This window comes from Mesoterricola sp. JemC181 (assembly GCF_055384585.1).
The window spans coordinates 1,693,299-1,712,127 of sequence record NZ_AP045076.1; the positions used below are offsets into that span (position 1 = coordinate 1,693,299).

17 protein-coding genes are annotated in these 18,829 nt (G+C 67.8%); 1 reads left to right on the forward strand and 16 read right to left on the reverse strand.

Going from position 1 to position 18,829, the window contains the following annotated elements; translation table 11 throughout:
* The first annotated feature begins 14 nt into the window (after positions 1-14).
* Positions 15-1,838 carry an excinuclease ABC subunit UvrC gene (gene uvrC / locus ACZ5MC_RS07375; RefSeq protein WP_306599670.1) on the forward strand — a complete coding sequence of 608 codons (1,824 nt, stop codon included), beginning with the start codon at positions 15-17 and terminating at the stop codon, positions 1,836-1,838.
* Between the two features lie 270 nt (positions 1,839-2,108).
* Here the strand turns inward: uvrC and ACZ5MC_RS07380 are convergent, their stop codons facing one another.
* From ACZ5MC_RS07380 to ACZ5MC_RS07455, 16 genes are all read right to left on the reverse strand, one after another.
* Positions 2,109-3,695 carry a methyl-accepting chemotaxis protein gene (locus ACZ5MC_RS07380; protein WP_306599671.1) on the reverse strand — a complete coding sequence of 529 codons (1,587 nt, stop codon included), beginning with the start codon at positions 3,693-3,695 and terminating at the stop codon, positions 2,109-2,111.
* A gap of 12 nt (positions 3,696-3,707) precedes the next feature.
* Positions 3,708-5,027, reverse strand: a complete 1,320-nt coding sequence (locus tag ACZ5MC_RS07385; RefSeq protein WP_306599672.1) for an MgtC/SapB family protein — start codon at positions 5,025-5,027, stop codon at positions 3,708-3,710.
* 64 nt (positions 5,028-5,091) lie between these two features.
* The gene (locus tag ACZ5MC_RS07390; protein ID WP_464517408.1) at positions 5,092-5,730 is read right to left on the reverse strand and encodes a hypothetical protein; all 639 of its coding nucleotides are present in this window, start codon (positions 5,728-5,730) and stop codon (positions 5,092-5,094) included.
* A gap of 42 nt (positions 5,731-5,772) precedes the next feature.
* On the reverse strand, positions 5,773-7,053 hold the full coding sequence (locus tag ACZ5MC_RS07395; protein WP_464517409.1) for an MgtC/SapB family protein: 1,281 nt from the start codon (positions 7,051-7,053) through the stop codon (positions 5,773-5,775).
* A gap of 35 nt (positions 7,054-7,088) precedes the next feature.
* Positions 7,089-7,784, reverse strand: a complete 696-nt coding sequence (locus tag ACZ5MC_RS07400; protein ID WP_464517410.1) for a hypothetical protein — start codon at positions 7,782-7,784, stop codon at positions 7,089-7,091.
* Positions 7,781-9,346 (reverse strand): SLC13 family permease, encoded by a 1,566-nt coding sequence (locus ACZ5MC_RS07405; RefSeq protein WP_306599676.1) that lies wholly within the window; start codon positions 9,344-9,346, stop codon positions 7,781-7,783. Before ACZ5MC_RS07405 ends, ACZ5MC_RS07400 begins: the two co-directional genes overlap by 4 nt.
* Positions 9,347-9,396: 50 nt before the next feature.
* Entirely contained in the window at positions 9,397-9,870 is a 474-nt protein-coding gene (locus tag ACZ5MC_RS07410; protein ID WP_306599677.1) for a CYTH domain-containing protein, read from the reverse strand.
* Between the two features lie 99 nt (positions 9,871-9,969).
* Positions 9,970-11,295, reverse strand: a complete 1,326-nt coding sequence (locus ACZ5MC_RS07415) for an OprO/OprP family phosphate-selective porin (RefSeq protein WP_464517411.1) — start codon at positions 11,293-11,295, stop codon at positions 9,970-9,972.
* 225 nt (positions 11,296-11,520) lie between these two features.
* On the reverse strand, positions 11,521-12,174 hold the full coding sequence (locus tag ACZ5MC_RS07420; protein WP_464517412.1) for an adenylate kinase: 654 nt from the start codon (positions 12,172-12,174) through the stop codon (positions 11,521-11,523).
* 58 nt (positions 12,175-12,232) lie between these two features.
* Positions 12,233-13,009 carry an inorganic diphosphatase gene (locus tag ACZ5MC_RS07425; protein ID WP_464517413.1) on the reverse strand — a complete coding sequence of 259 codons (777 nt, stop codon included), beginning with the start codon at positions 13,007-13,009 and terminating at the stop codon, positions 12,233-12,235.
* Between the two features lie 42 nt (positions 13,010-13,051).
* Entirely contained in the window at positions 13,052-13,828 is a 777-nt protein-coding gene (locus ACZ5MC_RS07430; RefSeq protein WP_306599681.1) for a hypothetical protein, read from the reverse strand.
* Positions 13,829-13,857: 29 nt separating this feature from the next.
* Entirely contained in the window at positions 13,858-14,817 is a 960-nt protein-coding gene (locus tag ACZ5MC_RS07435; protein ID WP_306599682.1) for a hypothetical protein, read from the reverse strand.
* A 175-nt stretch (positions 14,818-14,992) separates the two neighbouring features.
* Complete coding sequence (locus ACZ5MC_RS07440; protein WP_464517414.1) at positions 14,993-16,342, reverse strand: sigma-54-dependent transcriptional regulator; 1,350 nt, start codon at positions 16,340-16,342, stop codon at positions 14,993-14,995.
* Positions 16,335-17,831, reverse strand: a complete 1,497-nt coding sequence (locus tag ACZ5MC_RS07445; protein WP_306599684.1) for a PAS domain-containing sensor histidine kinase — start codon at positions 17,829-17,831, stop codon at positions 16,335-16,337. Before ACZ5MC_RS07445 ends, ACZ5MC_RS07440 begins: the two co-directional genes overlap by 8 nt.
* Positions 17,828-18,367: a hypothetical protein gene (locus tag ACZ5MC_RS07450; RefSeq protein WP_306599685.1), complete on the reverse strand. Its 540-nt coding sequence runs from the start codon at positions 18,365-18,367 to the stop codon at positions 17,828-17,830. The genes ACZ5MC_RS07445 and ACZ5MC_RS07450 overlap by 4 nt, the downstream gene beginning before the upstream one ends.
* On the reverse strand, positions 18,364-18,828 hold the full coding sequence (locus ACZ5MC_RS07455) for a hypothetical protein (protein ID WP_464517415.1): 465 nt from the start codon (positions 18,826-18,828) through the stop codon (positions 18,364-18,366). The genes ACZ5MC_RS07450 and ACZ5MC_RS07455 overlap by 4 nt, the downstream gene beginning before the upstream one ends.
* Between the last annotated feature and the right edge of the window lies 1 nt (position 18,829).

The following is an 18,829-nucleotide window of genomic DNA, read 5'->3' on the forward strand; positions in this document are numbered from 1 at the left end:
CGCTAGAATTCCCCATGGCCAGCACCCGCTCGAACGCCGACCGCAGCCCCTTTCTCCAGCGCAAGCTGGCGGACCTGCCCACGCGCCCCGGCGTCTACCTCTACCGGGACAAGGAGGCCAACCTCCTCTACGTGGGCAAGGCCAAGGTCCTCCGCAACCGCGTGAAGAGCTACTTCCAGGCCAAGCACCTGGACGCCAAGACCCGGCGCCTGGTGAGCCGCATCTGGGACCTGGAGTTCATCGTCTGCGAGACGGAGCTGGAGGCCCTGGTCCTGGAGAACAACCTCATCCGGGAGCACCGCCCGCCCTACAACATCATGCTCCGGGACGACAAGAGCTACCCCTACGTGAAGCTCACCTGGAAGGACCCCTTCCCCCAGGTGTTCGTCACGCGGAAGGTGAAGAAGGACGGCTCGCTCTACTTCGGCCCCTTCTTCCCGGCGTCCACCGCCTACCGCACCGCGGAGCTGGCCTACCGCTTCTTCCAGATCCGGGACTGCGACATCGACATCGACGGCAAGCGGGGCCGGGCCTGCATGAAGTACCAGCTGCACCGCTGCACCGCCCCCTGCATCGCCGCCGTGACCCAGGAGGCCTACCGCGAGCAGGCCAAGGAGGCGCGCCTGTTCCTGGAGGGCAAGCGGGACGAGCTCAAGGGCCGCCTGGAGGCGGCCATGTGGCGGGCTGCGGAGCACAGCGCCTTCGAGCAGGCCGCGAACTACCGGGACACGCTGAACCAGGTGGACGCCTGGTTCAACCGCCAGAAGGCGGCCACCGTGGACCAGGAGGACACCGACTACTTCGGCAGCGCCGTGCTGGACGGCAGGGCCTGCGTGCACCGCCTGGAGATGCGGGAGGGGCGCATGGTGGGCCGCCGGGAGTACGTGCTGGAGGACGTGGAGGCCTTCGACGGCCAGGTCCTGGCCGAGGTGCTCAAGCGCATCTACACCGAGGAGCCGGTGCCCGCGCGGATCCTGGTGGAAGTGGAGCCCGAGGACGCCGAGCTGCTGCGCGAATGGCTGGGCACCATGCGCGGCGCCAAGCCGCACCTGGCCGTCCCCCAGCGGGGCGAGAAGGTGGACCTCCTGACCATGGCCCAGGAAAACGCCCGCCTGGCCCTGGAGCGCAAGTTCGAGCCCGCGCGGCTCAACCAGGCCGTGCTGGAGGGCCTGCAGGCCTTCCTGGGCCTGGCCCACCTGCCCAGGCGCATGGAGTGCTTCGACATCAGCCACGGGCAGGGCCGCGAAGTGGTGGCGTCCTGCGTCGTCTTCACCGACGGCGTGCCCGACCGCAAGAACTACCGCCGCTTCAAGGTCAGCAATGAGCAGAACGACGACTTCGCCAACATGGCCGAGGTGGTGGGCCGCCGCTACCAGCGCCTGAAGGCCGAAGGAAAGGACCTCCCCGACCTCGTCCTCATCGACGGCGGCCTGGGCCAGCTCCACGCCGCCGAGAGCGCCCTTTCGGCCCTGGGCCTGGACCAGCTGGAGCGCGCCTCCCTGGCCAAGAAGGAGGAGCTGGTGTACCGCCCCGGCAGCTCCGAGCCCCTGCGCATCCCCAGGACCAGCCCCGTCCTCCAGCTCCTCCAGCGCATCCGCGACGAGGCCCACCGCTTCGCCATCACCTACCACCGCGCCCTGCGCGCCAAGCGCACGATCCAGACGGAACTGACCACCATCCCCGGCGTGGGCGCCGCCACCGCGAAGAAGCTGCTGCAGGCCTTCGGGAGCGTGACCGCGGTTCGCGAGGCGGAGGAGGCGGCCCTGGTGGAGAAGGCGGGGCGGGCGGCGGCAAACAAGGTGATGGCGTGGCGGGCGGTGCCGGCAAAGGAACCGTAGGTCTAGTGTGAGTGGGTGGGCCGGCCCTTCGGATGAATGCGCCGACCCATCACGCAATGGCAAGAACCTGTGGTCGGGCAAGAAAATGCCCATCGCCGAGGACGCCGGGGTGCCGAGGTTCGCCGAGGGAAATGGACCTTCCTCTCGGCGTACCTCGGCTCCCCGGCGTCCTCGGCGATGATTTTTTTCAATGGAATTCACAGCCTAGGTTCAATGCGTGGTGGGTAGAGGCAATCATCCGAAGGCCCGGCCCACCCGGTCAAACGAGGATCACGCCAGCTGGAACCGTTCCGTCAGCCGCCGCAGCTCCGAGGCCAGCGCCGCCAGCTCCTCCACGGTCTTCGCGGTCTCGCCCATGGTGGCCACCAGCTGCGTCGTGGCGGAGCCGTGGCGCTCGGTGAGGGCGCCGATGGAGCCCAGGTGGTCCAGGAGGCGCTCGGAGGAGGTGGCCTGGCGGTCCATGGCGGCGGCGATGTCCCGCACCTGGCCGCCGTTCTCCTGGATGTGGCCCTGGATGCGGCCGAGGCCCTCGTTGACCTGGCCCACGGCCTGGATGCCCTCGTCCACGCGCTGGGAGCTCTCGGCCACCAGGGCGGTGATCTCCTTGGCGGCCACGGCGCTGCGCTCGGCGAGCTTGCGCACCTCCTCGGCGACGACGGCGAAGCCCTTGCCCTGGGCGCCGGCCTTGGCGGCCTCGATGGCGGCGTTGAGGCTCAGGAGGTTGGTCTGGCGGGCGATGTCGGCGATGACCGTGGTGATCCGGCCCACGTTGCGGGAACTTTCGAGGATGCCCCCCATGGCGCGGTCCGAATCCGCGGCGCTGCCTCGGGCCGTGTCGGCGGCGGTCTCCGAGGCCGAGGCCAGGTTCTGGAGCCGGGCGGTGCCGGTCTGGACGGCGCCGGTGAGGGCCCGCATGTCCTGGACCAGGCCGGTGCCCGCCTCCATGATCGACCTCTGTTCGTTGGACGAGACGCCGATCTCGTCCGTGGCGCCCTTGACCTCGGAAACGGTGGCGCTCAGCTCCATGGCGGAGGAGGCCACGCGGTGGCTCACTTCGGAGATCGTGCGGATGTGCTCCCCGAGGTCGTCGATGACGGCGTTCAGCGCGCGGCCGGTATCCCCCAGTTCGCCCCCTCCGGGCTCCGGGCAGCGGGTGGCGAGGTTCCCGGTCCTCAGGGCCTCCATGGCGGTGAGCAGGCCCGCGGCCTGCCTGCGAACGGCGTTCCCGAGCACCCGGGTGAAGGTGAGGCCCAGGGCGAGGGCGGCGGTGAGGCCGGCCAGGATCAGGTACTGACCGGTCCGGCTCCCCGCGAGGTCCCTGCGCACCAGGTCCTCGCCGTCGGTCTGGAGGCGAGCGATGAGCTTGAGGAGGAGGTTGTAGCCCTCCCTCCGGTAGGTGGTGTTGGCCTCGATGAGGGTGGGGAGCTCGTCGAGGGTGGCCTTGCGGGCCCTTTCCAGCACCGGGGGAAACGACTCCATGTACTTCCGCATGCCGGCGGTGATCCTGGCGGCGTCCTCCCGGTCCTGGCCCGTCCATGGGAGGGCGTCCATCTCGGCCAGGGACCTGGCGAGATCGGCCTCCACCTCCTTGAGGCGCTTGACCCGGTTCTCCAGATAGTCCGCGTTCCGGGCCGCGCCGACCAGGGAGACGTGGATCACCCTGAGCACGTCTGAGTCGTGGAGGACCCGCGCGGCCACGGAACTCTTGGGGAGCCCGGATCCCAGGGCCACCTGGTCCGTGCGCAGCCGCTCGAGGCTGGCGGCGCCCAGCACGGCCACCAGGGCCAGGAGCGCCAGCTGGGTGCCCAGCAGGAACAGGAACTGGCCGCGGAGGTTGAGGGATCGCAGGAATGCCATGGTGCCTCCGGATCAAAGACCTAGGAGCGCATAGGCAAGGGAGAGGACGATGAGCCCCGCCATGCCCGAGGCCGCGAGGTTGGCGGTGCGCCGGGTGCCGAAGAGATACGTGTAGAAGACCTTCAACAGGTTGTTGCTGGCGGTGGCGATGATGATGGCCTGGAGGATCTGCCCGCTGCCGATGCCCAGGTTGCCCTGCAGGACGGTGACCACGAAGGGCGTGATGTCCGAGCAGCCCACGATGAAGGACATGGCGCGAAGGCCCATCTCCTTGAAAAGGATCAGGGCGTACTTGGTGGCGAAGGAGACCGTCACGAACATGAAGGCGAAAAAGAGCGCGGAATTGATCTCCAGGGGATTCCGGTGGAGAGCCTCCTCGCCGGATTCCACGGCGGGGGCGGCCTCCGTGCCGTCCTCGGCGGCCTTGGGCGGGGCCTCCGGGCGCACGTCCCGGTTGAGCCAGAGGCCGTACCCGGCCGACAGCAGGGCCAGGATCAACAGGGCCGGGGCCACGCGGATGGCGTCCCGTGTGCGGAAGATGGCCACCAGGACCAGGACCCGCAGGTACATCATCGCCACCGCCACGAGGATCGCCGCGGCGGCCTGATGGTCCCGGCCCGGGTGCTGCCTGGAGCGCTTGGCGAGCACCAGGACGGCCACGGTGCTGGAATACACGCCGCCCAGCAGGCCCGTGAGGAGCAGCCCCCTGCGGGGATAGAGGTAGGTCTGCAGCACGTAGCCCAGGTAGGAGATGGTGGTGGTGACCACCACGGCCATCCACACCTGCCGGGGCGTGAGCGGCAGCACCGCGAAGAGCCGGCCCAGGTAGCCCGTGGGGGGCACCACGGCGGGGATCAGCGGCAGCACGACGCCGGCGATGGCCAGGAACTTGCAGGCCGTGACCACTTCTCCGGTCTCCAGGCGGTCCGTGAACTTCCGGATCCGGCCCTTGGAGTGAAGCACGAACAGGATGGACACGGCGATCAGCACCACGTACCAGTGGGGCTGGAGGAGCGTGATGGGACCCAGGGTGTAGGTGAGCAGGGCGATGAGCACCCCGATCAGGCCGGGGCTCTTCTTCTGGCGGACCTTGTTGTTGTAGTAGACCAGGAGGAACGGAACGATGGCGGCCAGGCCCATGATGAAGACGTAGGGGCCGACGGTGGGCATCTGGTAGAGGAGGAAGCCCAGCATGCCGAAGAACACGAAGGTGCGCACGGTGCCGAAGGTGTCGAACTTGTTCTCGCCCTCGTAGTAGTCCCGCAGCCCGATCCCGATGAGGAAGCTGGCGGCGAGGGTGAGCAGGAACGAGGCTACGAGGGGGGGGATCATGGGCGACTCCTTGCGGCGGTACGTGACGGGGCGCGGAGGGTCTCCCCCCCGCGCCCCGCGGAGCCTACTCCATCCCGACGACCTTCTTGGCGGCCTTCAGGTAGTTGGTGTTGGCCATGGCGGCGATGCCCATGCCCTCGACGACCTTCTTCATGCCCTCGTAGTTCTCGCTCTCGGCGCAGGCGGATTCCACCAGGGCGCCGTTGAACCAGACCTGGGCGTACTCGCAGATGATCCCCTCGATGGTGAAGCCGTAGCGCATCTTCTCGACGCTCACGGGGCAAAGGGCGGGGTGCCTGCGGGCGAAGGCGACGAACTCGTCCAGGGTGTAGGTCTCCTGTTCGAGGGCGGTGTCGACCTTCAGGTGGGAGAGGATGGTGGCCAGGTCCTCGCGCTTGACGGGGAACTGGAACTTGCCGCGGGGCTGGAAGATCTCGTAGCCCTCGGGGGTCTCGCCGACCTTGGTCTTGATGTCCAGGAGCCCGTCGCGCACCTTGACGTTGGCCTCGTTGGTGAGGGTGGAGAGGAAGTAGGTCTCCGCGGGCATCTTGCGGGCCTGGAACAGGACGGTCTTGCCGTTCCAGATGTTGCCCTTGACCAGGTCGATGACCCCGTGCCCGAAGACGCGGAACTCGGCGCGGGGGATGATCTTGGCGGCGTCCTCGGTGGAGGTGGCGGTGTTCTTGGCGAAGGGATCGGCCATGGTGTGGCTCCTTTGGGAAAGGTCGGAAGGGAGGGCCGGAGGCTAGAACGCCACGGCGACGTAGAGGAAGGAGAGGACGGCGGCGCCGCCCATGCCCGCGGCCACCAGGGTGGCGGCGCGGCGGTTGCCGAAGAGGTAGGCGTAGACGGCCTTCATGAGGTTGTTGCTGGCCGTGGCCACCAGGATCGCCTGGAGGACCTGCGGCTGGGAGATGCCCAGGTTGCCCTGGAGGATGGAGACGATGAAGGGCACGATGTCCGAGGCGCCCACCAGGAAGCTGAGCATGCGCAGCCCCAGGTCCTTGAAGTAGATGAGGACGAACTTCGTGACCACGGTGACGACCACGAACATGAGGGCGAAGAGGAGGGCGGCGTTGATCTCCAGCGGGTTGCGTTCCTTGAGCTCGACCTCGGCCTCCGGGATGTCCTCGGGCGCGGGCCCGCCCCGGACCCACCAGGCGTAGGCGGCCACAAGGATCGAGAGCGCCAGGAAGGGCACCGTCAGGCGCAGGGCGCCCGCGGGCATGAAGGCCGCCACCAGGATGAGGATCCGGAGATACATGGTGGGGGTGGAGAGGAGGATGGCCGCGGCGGTCTCCCGGGCCTCCCCGGGCAGGTTCCGGGTCCGCTTGGAGAGCACGAGCGTGGTCATGGTGCTGGAGTAGAGCCCACCGATGATCCCGGTGAGCAGCATGCCCTTCTTGGGGTAGAGGTAGGTCTGGAGGACGTAGCCGGCATAGGAGATGGCGGTGGTGACCACCACGGCCATCCAGATCTGCCTGGGCGTGACCGGCAGGATGGTGAAGACCCTGGCGGCCCAGCCTTCCACGGGGATCGTGGCTGGGATGAGCGGCAGGATGACCCCGGTGATGGCCAGGAACTTGCACGCCGTGACCACCTCGCCCGTCTCCAGGCGGTCCGTGAACTTGCGGATGCGCCCCTTGGAGTGGAGCACCAGGAGGATCGTCACGCCCAGGGCCGCCAGGAACCAGTGCGGCTCATGGATGGCCACCGGGCCGATGCTGTAGGTGAGCATGGCGATGAGCACCCCGATGAGGCCGGGGCTGCCGTGCTGGGTGACCTTGTTCCGGTAGTAGACCACCAGGAAGGCACCCAGGACCGCCATCCCCATGAGGAAGGCGAAGGGTCCCAGGGCCGGGATGCGGTAGACCACGAAGCCCAGCATGCCGATGAAGATGAAGGTGCGGACGGTGCCGAAGGTGTCGTACTTGCCCTCCCCTTCGTAGTACTCCCGCAGGCCGATGCCGATCAGGGTGCTCATGGCAAGGGTGAGGAGGAAGGGGATGATCTGGGGTGGCAGCAATGGGACCTCTTGAAGTAAGGGCGGCAGGGCCGGCCTCAGTGCCTGGACTGGACCGTGTCCCTGAACATGTAGAGATAGAGAAGGGCGATCCCCAGACCCGCGACGAGCCACAGGAGGGACCGGCTGGAAGGCACCGCCTCCAGGACCATGGAGGTGGAATCGCCCTGCTTGAGGGCGGCGGCCCGCAGGAGCGCCGTCTGGCGGCCGTCGGCCCTTCCCAGGCGGACGCGGGGTTCCGCTTCCTTCTTGGTGGGCTTGGGCAGGGCCTCCTTGATGGCCTGGAACCGGTAGCCGGCGGGCAGGACCACCTCGAGGCTGAAGGCGGCGATGGGATCATCGTAGGTATTGACGAAGGCGGCGCGCACGACCCGGCTGGAGCCGGGCATCTTGGCCTTTTCGCCCTCGGCGACGGCTTCGGGCGAGAACAGGCCGGTGGCCGTGTAGGTGAAGGAGCAGGTCCAGACGCCAGGTTCCGGCGGCAGGACGACCTTCACGAGCGCACCGCGGGATTCCAGGCCGAGTGCCTTCGGGCCGCTCGCGAGGAGGAACCCGGAGGCCTTGAGGCCCACGGGGATCTCAACGGTCTCGTTCGCCGCGCCGGCGATCACCAGCGTGGTGGTGGCCCGGCCCGCGCCGTCCGGGGAGAGTTCCACCCGGGTGGCGTAGGACTGGATCTCGGCCGCTGAAAGGGCGGCGCCCAGGAGGAGGAGGGGAAGCAGGAGCCGGCTCATTTAGGCATCGCCCAGAAGGAAGGCGTGATGCCGAGCCAGTGGAACCAGGTGGCCGCCGAGATGACCAGCAGCACCATGCCCACCGTGCACGTGATCATGCCGAACTTGAAGTTGTCCATCACGGTGTACTGGTTCGTGGAGAAGAGGATCACGTTGGGCTTGCCGCTGATGGGCAGGCCCACCACCCAGTCGATGCAGAGCGCGGCGGGCAGGGCCATGGACACGGGATCCCAGCCCAGGGCCTTGGACATCGTGATGATGATCGGGATGAGGATGATGGTGCGCACCGTCTTGGAGGTGGTGAGCAGGTGGCTGTACATCATCACGCCGGTGATGAGGGTGAAGGCCGCGCCGAAGGGGATGGACTTCAGGTTCATGCCTCCGAACAGCGTCCTGACGCCCCATTCCGCCGCCCCGGTGTCCTCCAGGGCGAGGCCGCCGGCATAGGCGCCCGCGGAGAAGATGAGGAGGTGCCAGGGGATGTCCGCCTCGCTCCACTGGAGCACCCCGTAGCGGGGGAAGAGCACGAGCACCGCGCCGATCAGGGCCGCGAAGGGCGCGCTGATCTCCACGCCGAACCAGCGCATGTGGAAGATGTCGGTCATCCAGAGGAAGAGCACCACGCCGAAGATGACCATGGCCTTCTTCTCCTGGAAGCTGAACGCGCCCATGGAGCGGTGCTGCTCCTCCACCAGGGCCAGGCCGCCCTCGACCTTGGGGGTCTGGTCCCCGGCCGCGATGGGGAAGATGAACCTCTGCCCCACGAACCACATGATAAGCATGGTGAGGATGGCGATGGGAGCCCCGGCGATCATCCAGTCCATGTAGTAGACCCGGTGGCCGGTCATGCTCTGGATGAAGGCCACCGCCACCAGGTTGGCCGAGGAGCCGGTCATGGTGACGGAGGTGAGCACCGAGATGCCCGCCAGGTTGAGCAGGAGCAGGTTCTTGCCGAAGTTGTTGGGGGTCTGCTCGGTGGAGCCGTAGATGGTGCCCACCACGATGATCAGGGGCAGGGTCATGACGCAGCGCGCCGCCGTGGCCGGGATCAGGGGGGACAGGGCCAGCTGCAGGATGACGAAGGCCAGCAGGGCCCAGGAGGCCTTCCGGCCGAACTTGACGATGAGCCACAGCGCCATGCGCTTGGCCAGGCGGGTCTTCACCAGCATGGAGCTGAGGATGAAGGCCAGCAGGTTGAGCCAGATCACTTCCATGCCCAGCACGTCCATGATCGGCTTGGCCGGGGAGGTGCGCGTGACCAGGAGCAGGAACATGAGGATCAGGGACGTGACGTAGGTGGGAAAGGGCTCGGTCACCCACCACACCAGGGCCAGCGCGAAGCAGGCCGTGCCCGTCTGGGCCGCGCCGCTCAGGCCGGCGCCCGCGGGGAGGTAGTACACGAGGAGGAAGAGCAGGATGCCCCCCGGGAATCCCAGGTAGCGCATCCATTTCTCGGTGGGGCTCTGGGCCTCTCTCGTCTTGGAGGAGAGGACCATCTTCTCCATGTCCAGGAGGGCCTGGAGGGAGTGGGCGGGAGTCGCCGCGGGTGCTTCAGCTGCCATCGCTCTGCCTGAAAAGGCGAGCCGCCCCCCTGGGGGCGGCCCGCGGTTGATTACGCCTTGTTCCAGGTATTGTAAGGGTTCTTAAGCAGGTTGGAGTTGAAATAGCGGGGGTCGCTGGAGACTTCGGGGCCCACCCAGGCGGGGAGGGTGATGGCCTCGTCCTCGGAGGCCAGCTCGATCTCGGCCACCACCAGGCCCTCGTTGAGGCCGTGGAAGACGTCGATCTCCCAGGTCTTGCCGAAGTGCACCTCCTTGTGGCGGTGCTTGTCGATCAGGGGCTGCTCGCAGAGGTTGTCCAGCAGCAGGGCGGCGTCCTCGACCGGGATGGAATACTCGAATTCCGAGCGGGTCACGCCGGTGGTGATGCCCTTGATGGTGAGCTTGGCGCGGGTGCCTTCGATGCGCACGCGCACCACCCGCTCCTTCTGCGAATTGAGGTAGCCCTGCTTGAAGTGGATGCCTTCGCCCTGGGGGACCCACGCGTCGAGCTTCACCTGGTACTTGCGTTCGATTTCCTTGGCCACGGGGCCTCCTGATTCAAATTGCGGGTTGGAGTGTTTCACGGCGGACAGTCCTTCCGGAAGGGCCCTGGGTGCGGGCCCTATCCGGAAGGGCGCGGTGGTCTAGAAATTGACCTGGAGCCGGATGGTCGTGATGGAGAAGTCGTCGTTGACGATGCCGCCGTAGACGCCCTTGGGCTTGGCGTTCTCGTTGTTGTCGACCTTGGTGTAGTCGGCCATCCAGCGGATGTTCTTGTTGGTGTACCAGGTCAGGCCCAGGGACATGTTCTTGGCCTGGCCGCCCTTGACGGCGTCGATGGCGGTGAGGTCGTCCTGGTTCATCTTGCTGTAGCGGGCCACCACTTCGAGGGCACCCATCTTGCTGCTGGGGGTGACCTTGCCGAACAGGCCGTCCTGGGCGCTGTAGGAGCGCCGGCCGCCGAAGATGTAGGACACCTGGCCGTAGTAGGTGGAGAAGGTGTGGTCGACGACGCTGGCGGCGAGGGCGGCGGCGGTGGTGCCGAAGGCGTCCCGGCGCTTGACCTTGGTCTGCTGGTACTCGCTCTGCCAGGAGAAGGCGTTCCACACGCCCGCGAACTCGGCGCCGGTCTGGGTGTAGTTCTTGACGTTGGCGATCTTGGCGTTCAGGAACTTGGCCTTGCTGATCTTGCCGGCCTCGGGCCTGCCGGAGAAGTCGATGGCATAGGCCTCGCCCGCCACGGGCACCAGGGTGGTGGTGCTGTAGTCGGCGATGGGGGTGCGGGTGTTCATGGCCACCCCGAAGTGGATGGCCTTGGACTCGTTGACGAGGATGGGGGCCACGCTGACCCGGCCGGCATAGCCCCAGCCGTGGTCGGAGCCGTTGGTGTCGGCGGTGTTGGTGTCGTCGATGGCCTGGCCGAAGAAGTTGGCCTTGGCCTGCCAGCGCTCGCCCCACTTGGCGACCGCGACGCCCACGTGCCGGTCGGGGGTCCAGATGTCGCTGTAGGAGCGCTCGGTGAACCAGATGGCGTTGGAGGAGGAGAGGGTGTCGAAGCCGAAGGGCGCCTTGAACTGGCCCACCTGGATCAGGGTGTCCTTGAAGCCCTGGTAGCCGATCCACATGTCCTTGACGGAGGATCCGCCTTCGGCGAAATCGTAGTCGCCTTCGGCGACCCAGTCCTTGCCGAAGCCGGCCTTGAAGCTGATGCGGCCGCGGCGCAGCTGGGTGCCGTTGGCCAGGCGGTTCTTGTTGCCGTCGAAGAAGACCGAGTCCAGGTGGAAGCGGCCGCCGAACTTGACGTAGAAGCCGCCATCCTTGGACTCGTCGGACTTCTTGGCCTCGAGTTTGGTGAGCTTCTCGACCTTCTTCTCGAGATCGGCGATGCGCTTGTCGGCGTCGGTGGGAGCCTGGGCGGCGAGGGGGCCCGCCAGGATGGCGAGGGCCAAGGGCGTGACGAAGAACTTCATGTGAACCTCCAGCGGTAGGTCATGGGGGGGGCGCGGGCGCGCCGGCTTTGTTGAAGACGAGGGTTTCCCAGAGGGAATGGACCTGAATTGGAAGATGCGTGCCAAGTTTGAAATTGATGCTAAGCCAAATATTTACAGGCATTGAGTATTGAGGAGGGGGGATCCGTCCGGGACGTCCGTGCGGAAATCCGCGCAGAACCCCTGCGGGAATGCGCACGGGGCGGCTCAGCCCACCTGCGCGGTCAGGGCGCCGACGATGGTCTTCACGATGGCGGCCGTGTCCAGCTCCCGCACCGTGACCAGCAGGCCGGTGCGGTCGTAATGGCCCACGAGGGGGTTGGTCTGCTGCCGGTAGACCTCCAGGCGGTGGGTGATGGCCTCGGGGGTCTCGTCCTCGCGCTGGATGACCTTGCATCCGCACGCGCGGCAGGTGCCGTCCGGGGCGGGCGGGTTCGATTTCAGGTTGTAGATCGCGTTGCAGTCCGGGTTCGAGCAGGTGCGGCGGGTGCAGAGGCGATCCAGGATCACCTCCTCGGGGACCACCAGGTTCACCACCATGTGCAGGGGCAGGTCCAGGCCCTTGAGGAGCAGGCCCAGCGACACGGCCTGGGGGATGGTGCGGGGGAAGCCGTCCATGATGAAGCCCTCTCCGGGCCGTTCCTGGAAGCGCTGCTCGACCATGCCCATGATGAGGCGGTCGGGGACGAGGTCGCCCCGCTGCATGAAGCCCTGGGCCTGAAGGCCGAGGGGGGTTCCGGCCTTCACGGCCGCCCTGAGGAGATCTCCGGTCGATATCTGCACGGAGCCGTCGTAGGCCGTGAGCTGCTTGGCCACGGTGCCCTTGCCGGCGCCGGGCGCACCCAGCAATACGATGCGCATGGTTTGTGCCTCCTTGATGTTCGAGAAAAAGGGGGGGGCGGCGCCCCCCCCGGTCGTGTCATTCGCCCAGGTTCTTCGCGCCGGGCCAGCGGTACAGGCTGGGATTGCCGTCCTTGTCCAGGGGGCGCCGGTCGGCGTCCGTGGTCACGGAGTTCTCGTAGTCCAGGATCGCGTCGCCCAGGAAGCGGATCGCCTCGGCCCGCTCCTTGAAGCCCGTGGAGGCCATCATCAGCTTGCCTTCCTTGTCCCTGCCCTTGTAGGACGTGAACCAGGTCTGGAGGATGGTGGTCACGCCGGGGAACTTGGCGTCCAGGTCGGCGATGCTCTTGCAGCTCCAGAAGGGCGAGCCCTCCATGGCCACCACCAGCTTGTTGTCCACTTCGCCGGTGTCGGTGAGGACCAGGATGCCCAGGGTGCGGGCCTTGACCACGGAGCCGGTGGGGACCGACTGGCCCAGGATCAGCACGTCGATGGGATCCCCGTCGCCGCCCTTGCTCTTGAGGAGGAGGGAGCGGGGCACCGCCCCGTAGTTGCAGGGGTAGCCCAGGTACTGCACGTACCGGGGGGCCCCGTTCTTCTGTTCGATGGCGATGAGGCCGGTCTTGATGTCGGTCTCGAACTTGGCCGTGGTGCCGGCGGGGATCTCGACGATGCAGTTGATGGTGCCGTCGACGTTGATGGGGTCGTAGCCGGTGAGGAAGTTCTTCCGGCCCTTGAGGACGTGGGCCTGGGCCGTGACGTCGGCGGGCTGCAGCGCCGGCAGGGGCGTGGCCGAGGCCGCCAGGCAGAGCAGGATCCCGGGGAGGAGGATGCGGGGGGAGAAAAGGGTCTTCATGTGTTCCAAGCTCCTATTCGATGGGCCAATGGGGCGCGAGACTTATGACGGATCGTCGTTGTGGGCGGCCTTGGCCTTCTTGGCCTTGGTCTTGGGCTTCTCGGCCTCGGGGGCGGACGCCGCGGCGACGGCCAGGATGATGTGGGGGCGGCTCTTCTTGGCGGGGTCGTCATAGGCCAGCTTGGGGCTCTTCATGAGCTCCTCGCGGACGGTTTCGGGGGCGTATTCGAGCAGGTAGTAGGTGGGGCCCCAGGGGGTCTTGCCGGGGTCCACGACTTCCTGGATCAGCCGGGCCGCGTTGGCCATCTGCTCCGGGGTGCGGTCCGGGTTGTGCTTGGAGTAGCGGCCGGACTTGTTGTTGATGGTGAAGCTCTTGGTGGCCTTGTCGTAGTTGATCTCGCCGCTGATGCGGCTGGGGCCGCCCGCGATGGCGGAGACGTGGCCGTAGTTCTCGGTGGTGCCGGGCTTGCGCTTGGACTGGTCCTCGGGGCGGAAGAAGCCCTTGGCGTAGGTGCGGCCCAGGGGATGGGCGGCTTCCTGGATGATGCCCACGCGGCCTTCGGCGTCGATCACCCAGTTGTACGGGGCGTTCTTGGCGTCCAGGATGGCGGGGTAGTCCTTGGTGGCCACCTGGAGGTAGGGGTTTATGAGCACCTTGCCGTTCTTGTCGGCCTCGTAGTGCTTGATGTAGGCGGGCTGGGACAGGTAGCCGTACAGCGCGTCGAGCTTGTCGGGCCCGGCCTGGGCGAAGCCGGGAAGGGCGAGGCAGGCCGCGAGGGCGCCCAGCGTGAAACTGCGGGAGAGGTTTCGCATCGTCATGGATCTCCGGAAAGGGGTGGGAATGGACTTCAGTGGGTGAGGGGCCTGTTCATGAGCTTGCGCACCTTGGAACCGCCCCATTTCTCGGCCTGGGGCATGGCCAGGTCGCCCAGCTCGCCGAGGATGACCTTCTGGTAGAACTGCTCGCTGGCCTCGTGGAGCGCGGGGCTGTCGTAGTAGTCGATGTCGCCGTAGCCGAGGGAGACGTCGTAGAGGTAGGGGGCCTCGCCGGGCTTCGTGGACCACCCCTCGAAGGAGAAGCCGCAGTCGTCGGTGCCGGCCAGTTCCACCGAGCCCGGCTTCACGCGCACGGAGTAGGCCCGGTTGCCCACGAGTTTCGTGTCCGCCGGGATGCCGAGGGTGGCCAGTTCGGGCATGTACTTGGCGAAATCGCCAAGGGTGAGCTTGCCCAGGCTGTCCAGGGTGACGCTGAAGGAGGCGCCCTTCTCGACGTAGCCGTCCAGCATTCCGCCGGCGCCGGGGCCGGCGTTCTCCTCGGCCTCGACCTTCACCTTGTCCACGCCCACGACCTTCAGGGGCGTCGCCAGGGCGAGGTTGGCATCGGGATTGACGGCCTTGATGGTGAGACCCACCTGGAATTCCGCGACGCCCTTCTTGAACTTCTGGGTGATGCGCACCAGGTAGCCCTTCTTCCAGAGGTCCTGGCCGGGCGTGTCGAAGTACTCCTTGTAGGCGTTCTCGATCTTGAGGGGATTGTCGCCCTTCTCGGTGACCTTGAAGCCGTGCTTGGCGCCTGCGGCCTTGACCCGGTTCCAGACCGTCGCGAAGACTTCGGCAGGGGAGCCCTTGAGCTTGGCGGGGTCGAGGAGGAACTTCACCTCCCGCCCGTTCACGTTTTCCAGCCTGGGTGCGGGATACTTCTCGATGGTGCGCAGATGGAGAGCCTTGGCCTGTCCGGGTGCGGCCGCCCAGCCTCCGGTGGCCACGGTGCCCGCGACCAGCAGAACTGCCACGATGTTCCTGATCATGTTCGTCTCTCCTTGGATGAGTGAGTACGCGTTGGGATGCCCCTATTGGAGCAAACCCCGCGCCAGTTTCCGCGGTGTTATTATTTGTTGATTCTGGATGAGATCACACCGCGGCTCCACCCCGCAGGAGGGCGCCGGTGTGCGAAATTCCGCAAGGCGGGGTGCGAAGACCCGCTCAGTAGCGGTTGAGGCTGAGACCCAGGATCTTCAGGCGGTCGTAGAGGGTGCGCCTGGCCAGCCCGAGGATCTGGGCGGCTTCGGCGACGTTGCCCGCCGTGCGCAGCAGGACCCGCTCGATGTGGGCGCGCTCCATCTCCTTGAGGGTGGACAGCTCCCCGGGGGCGTCCGAGGGCGGCGAGAGCCGGTCCTCCATGCCCAGGTCCGCGGCCTCGATCTGGTCCCCCCGCTGGAGGATCATGGCCCGCTCCAGGACGTTGGACAGCTCCCGGATGTTGCCCGGCCAGGGGTAGGCCAGCAGGGCGGCTTCCGCCCGGGGGCTCAGGGTCACGGGCATCCGGCCCATGCGCGAGGCGACGGACTGCAGGATGGTGGCGGCCAGGATGGGGACGTCCTGGGGGCGCTCCCGCAGGGGGGGGATGCGCAGGGTGAGGGTGCTGATGCGGTAGTACAGATCGTCCCGGAAGGTCTTGGCGCGGACCATGTCCTCCAGGGCGAGGTTCGTGCTGGCGATGAGGCGGATGTCCACGACCCGGTCCCGCACGTCGCCCAGGCGCCGGAAGGTCTTCTCCTCGAGCGCCTTGAGGAGCTTGGGCTGGATGGCGGGGTCCATGTCGCCGATCTCGTCCAGGAACACGATGCCCCGGTGGCCCACTTCCAGCAGGCCCTGCTTGGCGGCGACCGCCCCCGTGAAGGCGCCCCGCTCGTGCCCGAAGAGCTCGCTCTCCAGCAGCTCCCGGGTGAGGCCGGCGCAGTTGAGGTTCACGAAGGCCTCTTCGGCGCGCGGGCTGTTGAAGTGGATCCACCGCGCCAGGACGCCCTTGCCGGCGCCGGTCTCCCCGAGAATGAGGATGGGGCTGTCCCACTCCAGCATCCGCCGGGCCTGCTCCTCCAGCCTGCGGATGGCCGGGCTCTCCCCCTGGAAGGGATTCATGATCCCGGCCCGGTCGCGGTTGGCGGCCTCCTGGCGGTGGCGCAGGCGCTGCTGCTGGAGCAGGCGGCGCACGATGACGAGGAGGGCCTTGGATTCCACGGGCTTGGTGAGGAACTGCTCCGCCCCCTCCTTGATGGCCCTCACGGCCAGGTCGATGGAGCCGTGGGCGGTGAGGATGATGAAGGGGGTGCTCTCGTTCAGGCGCTTGACCTGGGCGAGGATGTCCAGGGAGGTGCCGTCGGGCAGGCTGTAGTCGGCCACGACCACGTCGGGGTTGCCGCTGCGGTAGAGCTCCATGGCCTGCTTGCAGTTCTCGGCCTCCTGCACGTCGAGGTCGTTGGCGCGGAGGAAGGCGGCCATGCCGTGGCGCACGGAGGGGTCGTCCTCGATCAGGAGGATCCTGGGGTCAGTCATGGTCGGGGTCCTGCATGAGGGTGGCGACCCTGCGGGGGGCCGGAAGCTTGACGGTCACGATGGCTCCGCCTCCGGTGCGGTTGCCCAGTTCCACGGACCCGCCGTGCTCCTCCACCACCCGCTTGACGATGGAAAGGCCCAGGCCCGTCCCCCCCTTGCGCCGGGTGAAGAAGGGCTCGAAGGCCCGGGCCTGCGTGTCGGGGGCGAAGCCGGGCCCCTGGTCCTCCACGGTGAAGATCCACCACTCGTGGTCCTCCCTGCGGTCCCTCCGGCACCGCACCGCCACCTTCCCGCCCGGGGGGGAGTGGTGGAGGGCGTTCTCCATGAGGTTCCGGAAGACCTGGTGCATGCGGCGCCCGTTCAGCGGCAGCACCAGGTGGGGGTTCTCCAGGTGGATGCCCAGGTCAACCTGCTGGCGCGCCGCCTGGGACTCGCAGCTGCGCGCGGCCTCCTCCAGCAGGGCCTTCAGGAGGCAGGGCTCGGGGTTGAGCGTGCGGGGCTCGCCGTAGTCCTTGAGGTCGTTCATGAGGCTGGAGATGCGCTCGGCGCTCTCCCGCAGGGCGGCCACGAAGGGCATGTAGCGCGGCTCCTCCCCGAAGGTGGCCTCCATGGCGTCCAGGTTTATGGAGATGCCGTAGACGGGGTTGCGGATCTCGTGCACGACGCCGCCCACCAGGGCCCGCAGGGACTCCTCGGCGCGCCTGCGCTCGGTGATGTCGGTGCACATGCCCGTCATGCGGGCCGGGCGGCCCTGGTCGTCCCAGGCCACCACCTTGCCCGCGTCGAAGACCCAGATCCAGTCCGTGGTCCCGCCCAGGATGCGGTACTCCACCTGGAAGGTGGCCTGCCGCCCCTCCAGATGGGCGTTCATGGCCCCTTCCACCTGGAGGCGGTCCTCGGGGTGGATCCGGGCGAGTCCGCCCTCCAGCGTGGGCGGCACGCCCGCGGGGGTGAGCCCCAGCATGGAGAACCAGCGGGGGCTGCGGTACACCTCGCCCTTGGCGAGGTTCCAGTCCCAGAGGCCCTGCTGGGTGCCCTCCAGGGCCAGGTTGAGCCGCTCCTCGGAGGCGTGGAGGGCCGCCTCGGCCTCCTTGAGGGCCGTGATGTCCCGGGATACGGCGGCGATGCGGTGGATGCGCGACCACTTGTTCCGCACCGGGGTGAGAGTGGTCTGGAAGCTCCGGGCCCGGCCCTCCACCACGTGCTCCTCCTCGTACAGGAGGGGCCGCTCCTCGGCCAGCACCCGGCTGAAGTGGTTCACCAGGAGCTCGGCGCTCTCGGGGGGGAGGCACTGCGCGGGCGTCTTGCCCGTGAACTCCGGGAGCAGGAACCCCGAGCCCCCGCCCAGGGGCGGGTTCACCGTCTCGAAGGTGAGCTCCCCGGCCTCGGAGACCCCCACCACGTAGATCCAGTCGTAGAGGTTGGGGAAGAGGCCGTCGTAGGCCTGGTCCGCGAGGAGCTTGGCAAGGGGGGTCTCGGAGGGGCTCACTTCTCGTCCACCGCCAGACCCAGCTGCTCCAGGTCCTTGCGGGCCGCCACGCTCCCGGCGGCCGCGGCCTTCCGGTACCACTTGACGCCTTCCTTGCGGTCCATGGGGACGTTCAGGCCGTTGTAGTACATCGTCCCCAGCATGCGCATGGCGCCGGAGTCGCCCTGGGCGGCCTTGTCCAGGTACGGGACGAGGACCGCGGGGATCTCCTCCCGGGCCTGCGCCGGGGCCGGGGCCTCCCCGCCCGGATAGAGGAAGTAGTAGGCCACGGTGCCGCCCAGGATCGCCACGGCCAGGATGCCGAAGATCCAGAGCAGGGGCCGGGAGGCCCGCGCCGGCGCCTGGCGCGCCTCGGGCAGGGGCGCGACGACGGGGAGGGACTGGGTCGTGACGGCCTCCTGCCTCGGGGGGGGCGGGATGATCCGCATGGGCTGGGTGTCCTGGAGCCTGGGCGCCCCGGTCTTCAGGACCTGCGTGGCGTCGGGATCCGTGGGGATGCCGGGATCGGTCTTGTCGTGGGCGGAATTCTCGCTCATGGGCGCTCCTCCTGGGCGGCTTCCCGCCAGGCCTGGAATCGGGGGACGAAGACGAAGAACATGACGGTGGTCAGGGCGATGAAGGACCGGGCGTAGCGCTCGGCCGGCGGCCCCCCAAGGGCGTAGTAGACGATTCCGTAGAGGGAACTGAGCTCGAACAGGGCGGCGTAGAGGATGGTCTCACGGATCACGGTTCCGGGGCGCCGGGCCTCCTCCAGGCTCCCGAAGGTCCGCCGGACCTTGCTCCAGCGCCAGGTCACGAAGAACGCCGACGCGAAGGTCAGCCCCGTGAAGGTGTAGCCCAGCTGCTGCACCACGCCGTCCGGGGGCGCCGCCCCGGGCCGGATGGCCGTGCCCAGCATGAGCTGCAGGAGCAGGGGCCAGGCCACGCAGATGAACAGGCCGATGATGTAGGCGATGCGGAAGGCCTTTGCGAGGGAGGGGCTGGGTTCGCGGGTCACG

Bases quoted from the DNA above. Each gene is read 5' to 3' on its own strand.
- uvrC (WP_306599670.1), top strand. From the start codon at position 15: ATGGCCAGCACCCGCTCGAACGCCGACCGCAGCCCCTTTCTCCAGCGC.
- ACZ5MC_RS07380 (WP_306599671.1), bottom strand. From the start codon at position 3,695: ATGGCATTCCTGCGATCCCTCAACCTCCGCGGCCAGTTCCTGTTCCTG.
- ACZ5MC_RS07385 (WP_306599672.1), bottom strand. From the start codon at position 5,027: ATGATCCCCCCCCTCGTAGCCTCGTTCCTGCTCACCCTCGCCGCCAGC.
- ACZ5MC_RS07390 (WP_464517408.1), bottom strand. From the start codon at position 5,730: ATGGCCGATCCCTTCGCCAAGAACACCGCCACCTCCACCGAGGACGCC.
- ACZ5MC_RS07400 (WP_464517410.1), bottom strand. From the start codon at position 7,784: ATGAGCCGGCTCCTGCTTCCCCTCCTCCTCCTGGGCGCCGCCCTTTCA.
- ACZ5MC_RS07405 (WP_306599676.1), bottom strand. From the start codon at position 9,346: ATGGCAGCTGAAGCACCCGCGGCGACTCCCGCCCACTCCCTCCAGGCC.
- ACZ5MC_RS07415 (WP_464517411.1), bottom strand. From the start codon at position 11,295: ATGAAGTTCTTCGTCACGCCCTTGGCCCTCGCCATCCTGGCGGGCCCC.
- ACZ5MC_RS07420 (WP_464517412.1), bottom strand. From the start codon at position 12,174: ATGCGCATCGTATTGCTGGGTGCGCCCGGCGCCGGCAAGGGCACCGTG.
- ACZ5MC_RS07425 (WP_464517413.1), bottom strand. From the start codon at position 13,009: ATGAAGACCCTTTTCTCCCCCCGCATCCTCCTCCCCGGGATCCTGCTC.
- ACZ5MC_RS07430 (WP_306599681.1), bottom strand. From the start codon at position 13,828: ATGACGATGCGAAACCTCTCCCGCAGTTTCACGCTGGGCGCCCTCGCG.
- ACZ5MC_RS07435 (WP_306599682.1), bottom strand. From the start codon at position 14,817: ATGATCAGGAACATCGTGGCAGTTCTGCTGGTCGCGGGCACCGTGGCC.
- ACZ5MC_RS07440 (WP_464517414.1), bottom strand. From the start codon at position 16,342: ATGACTGACCCCAGGATCCTCCTGATCGAGGACGACCCCTCCGTGCGC.
- ACZ5MC_RS07450 (WP_306599685.1), bottom strand. From the start codon at position 18,367: ATGAGCGAGAATTCCGCCCACGACAAGACCGATCCCGGCATCCCCACG.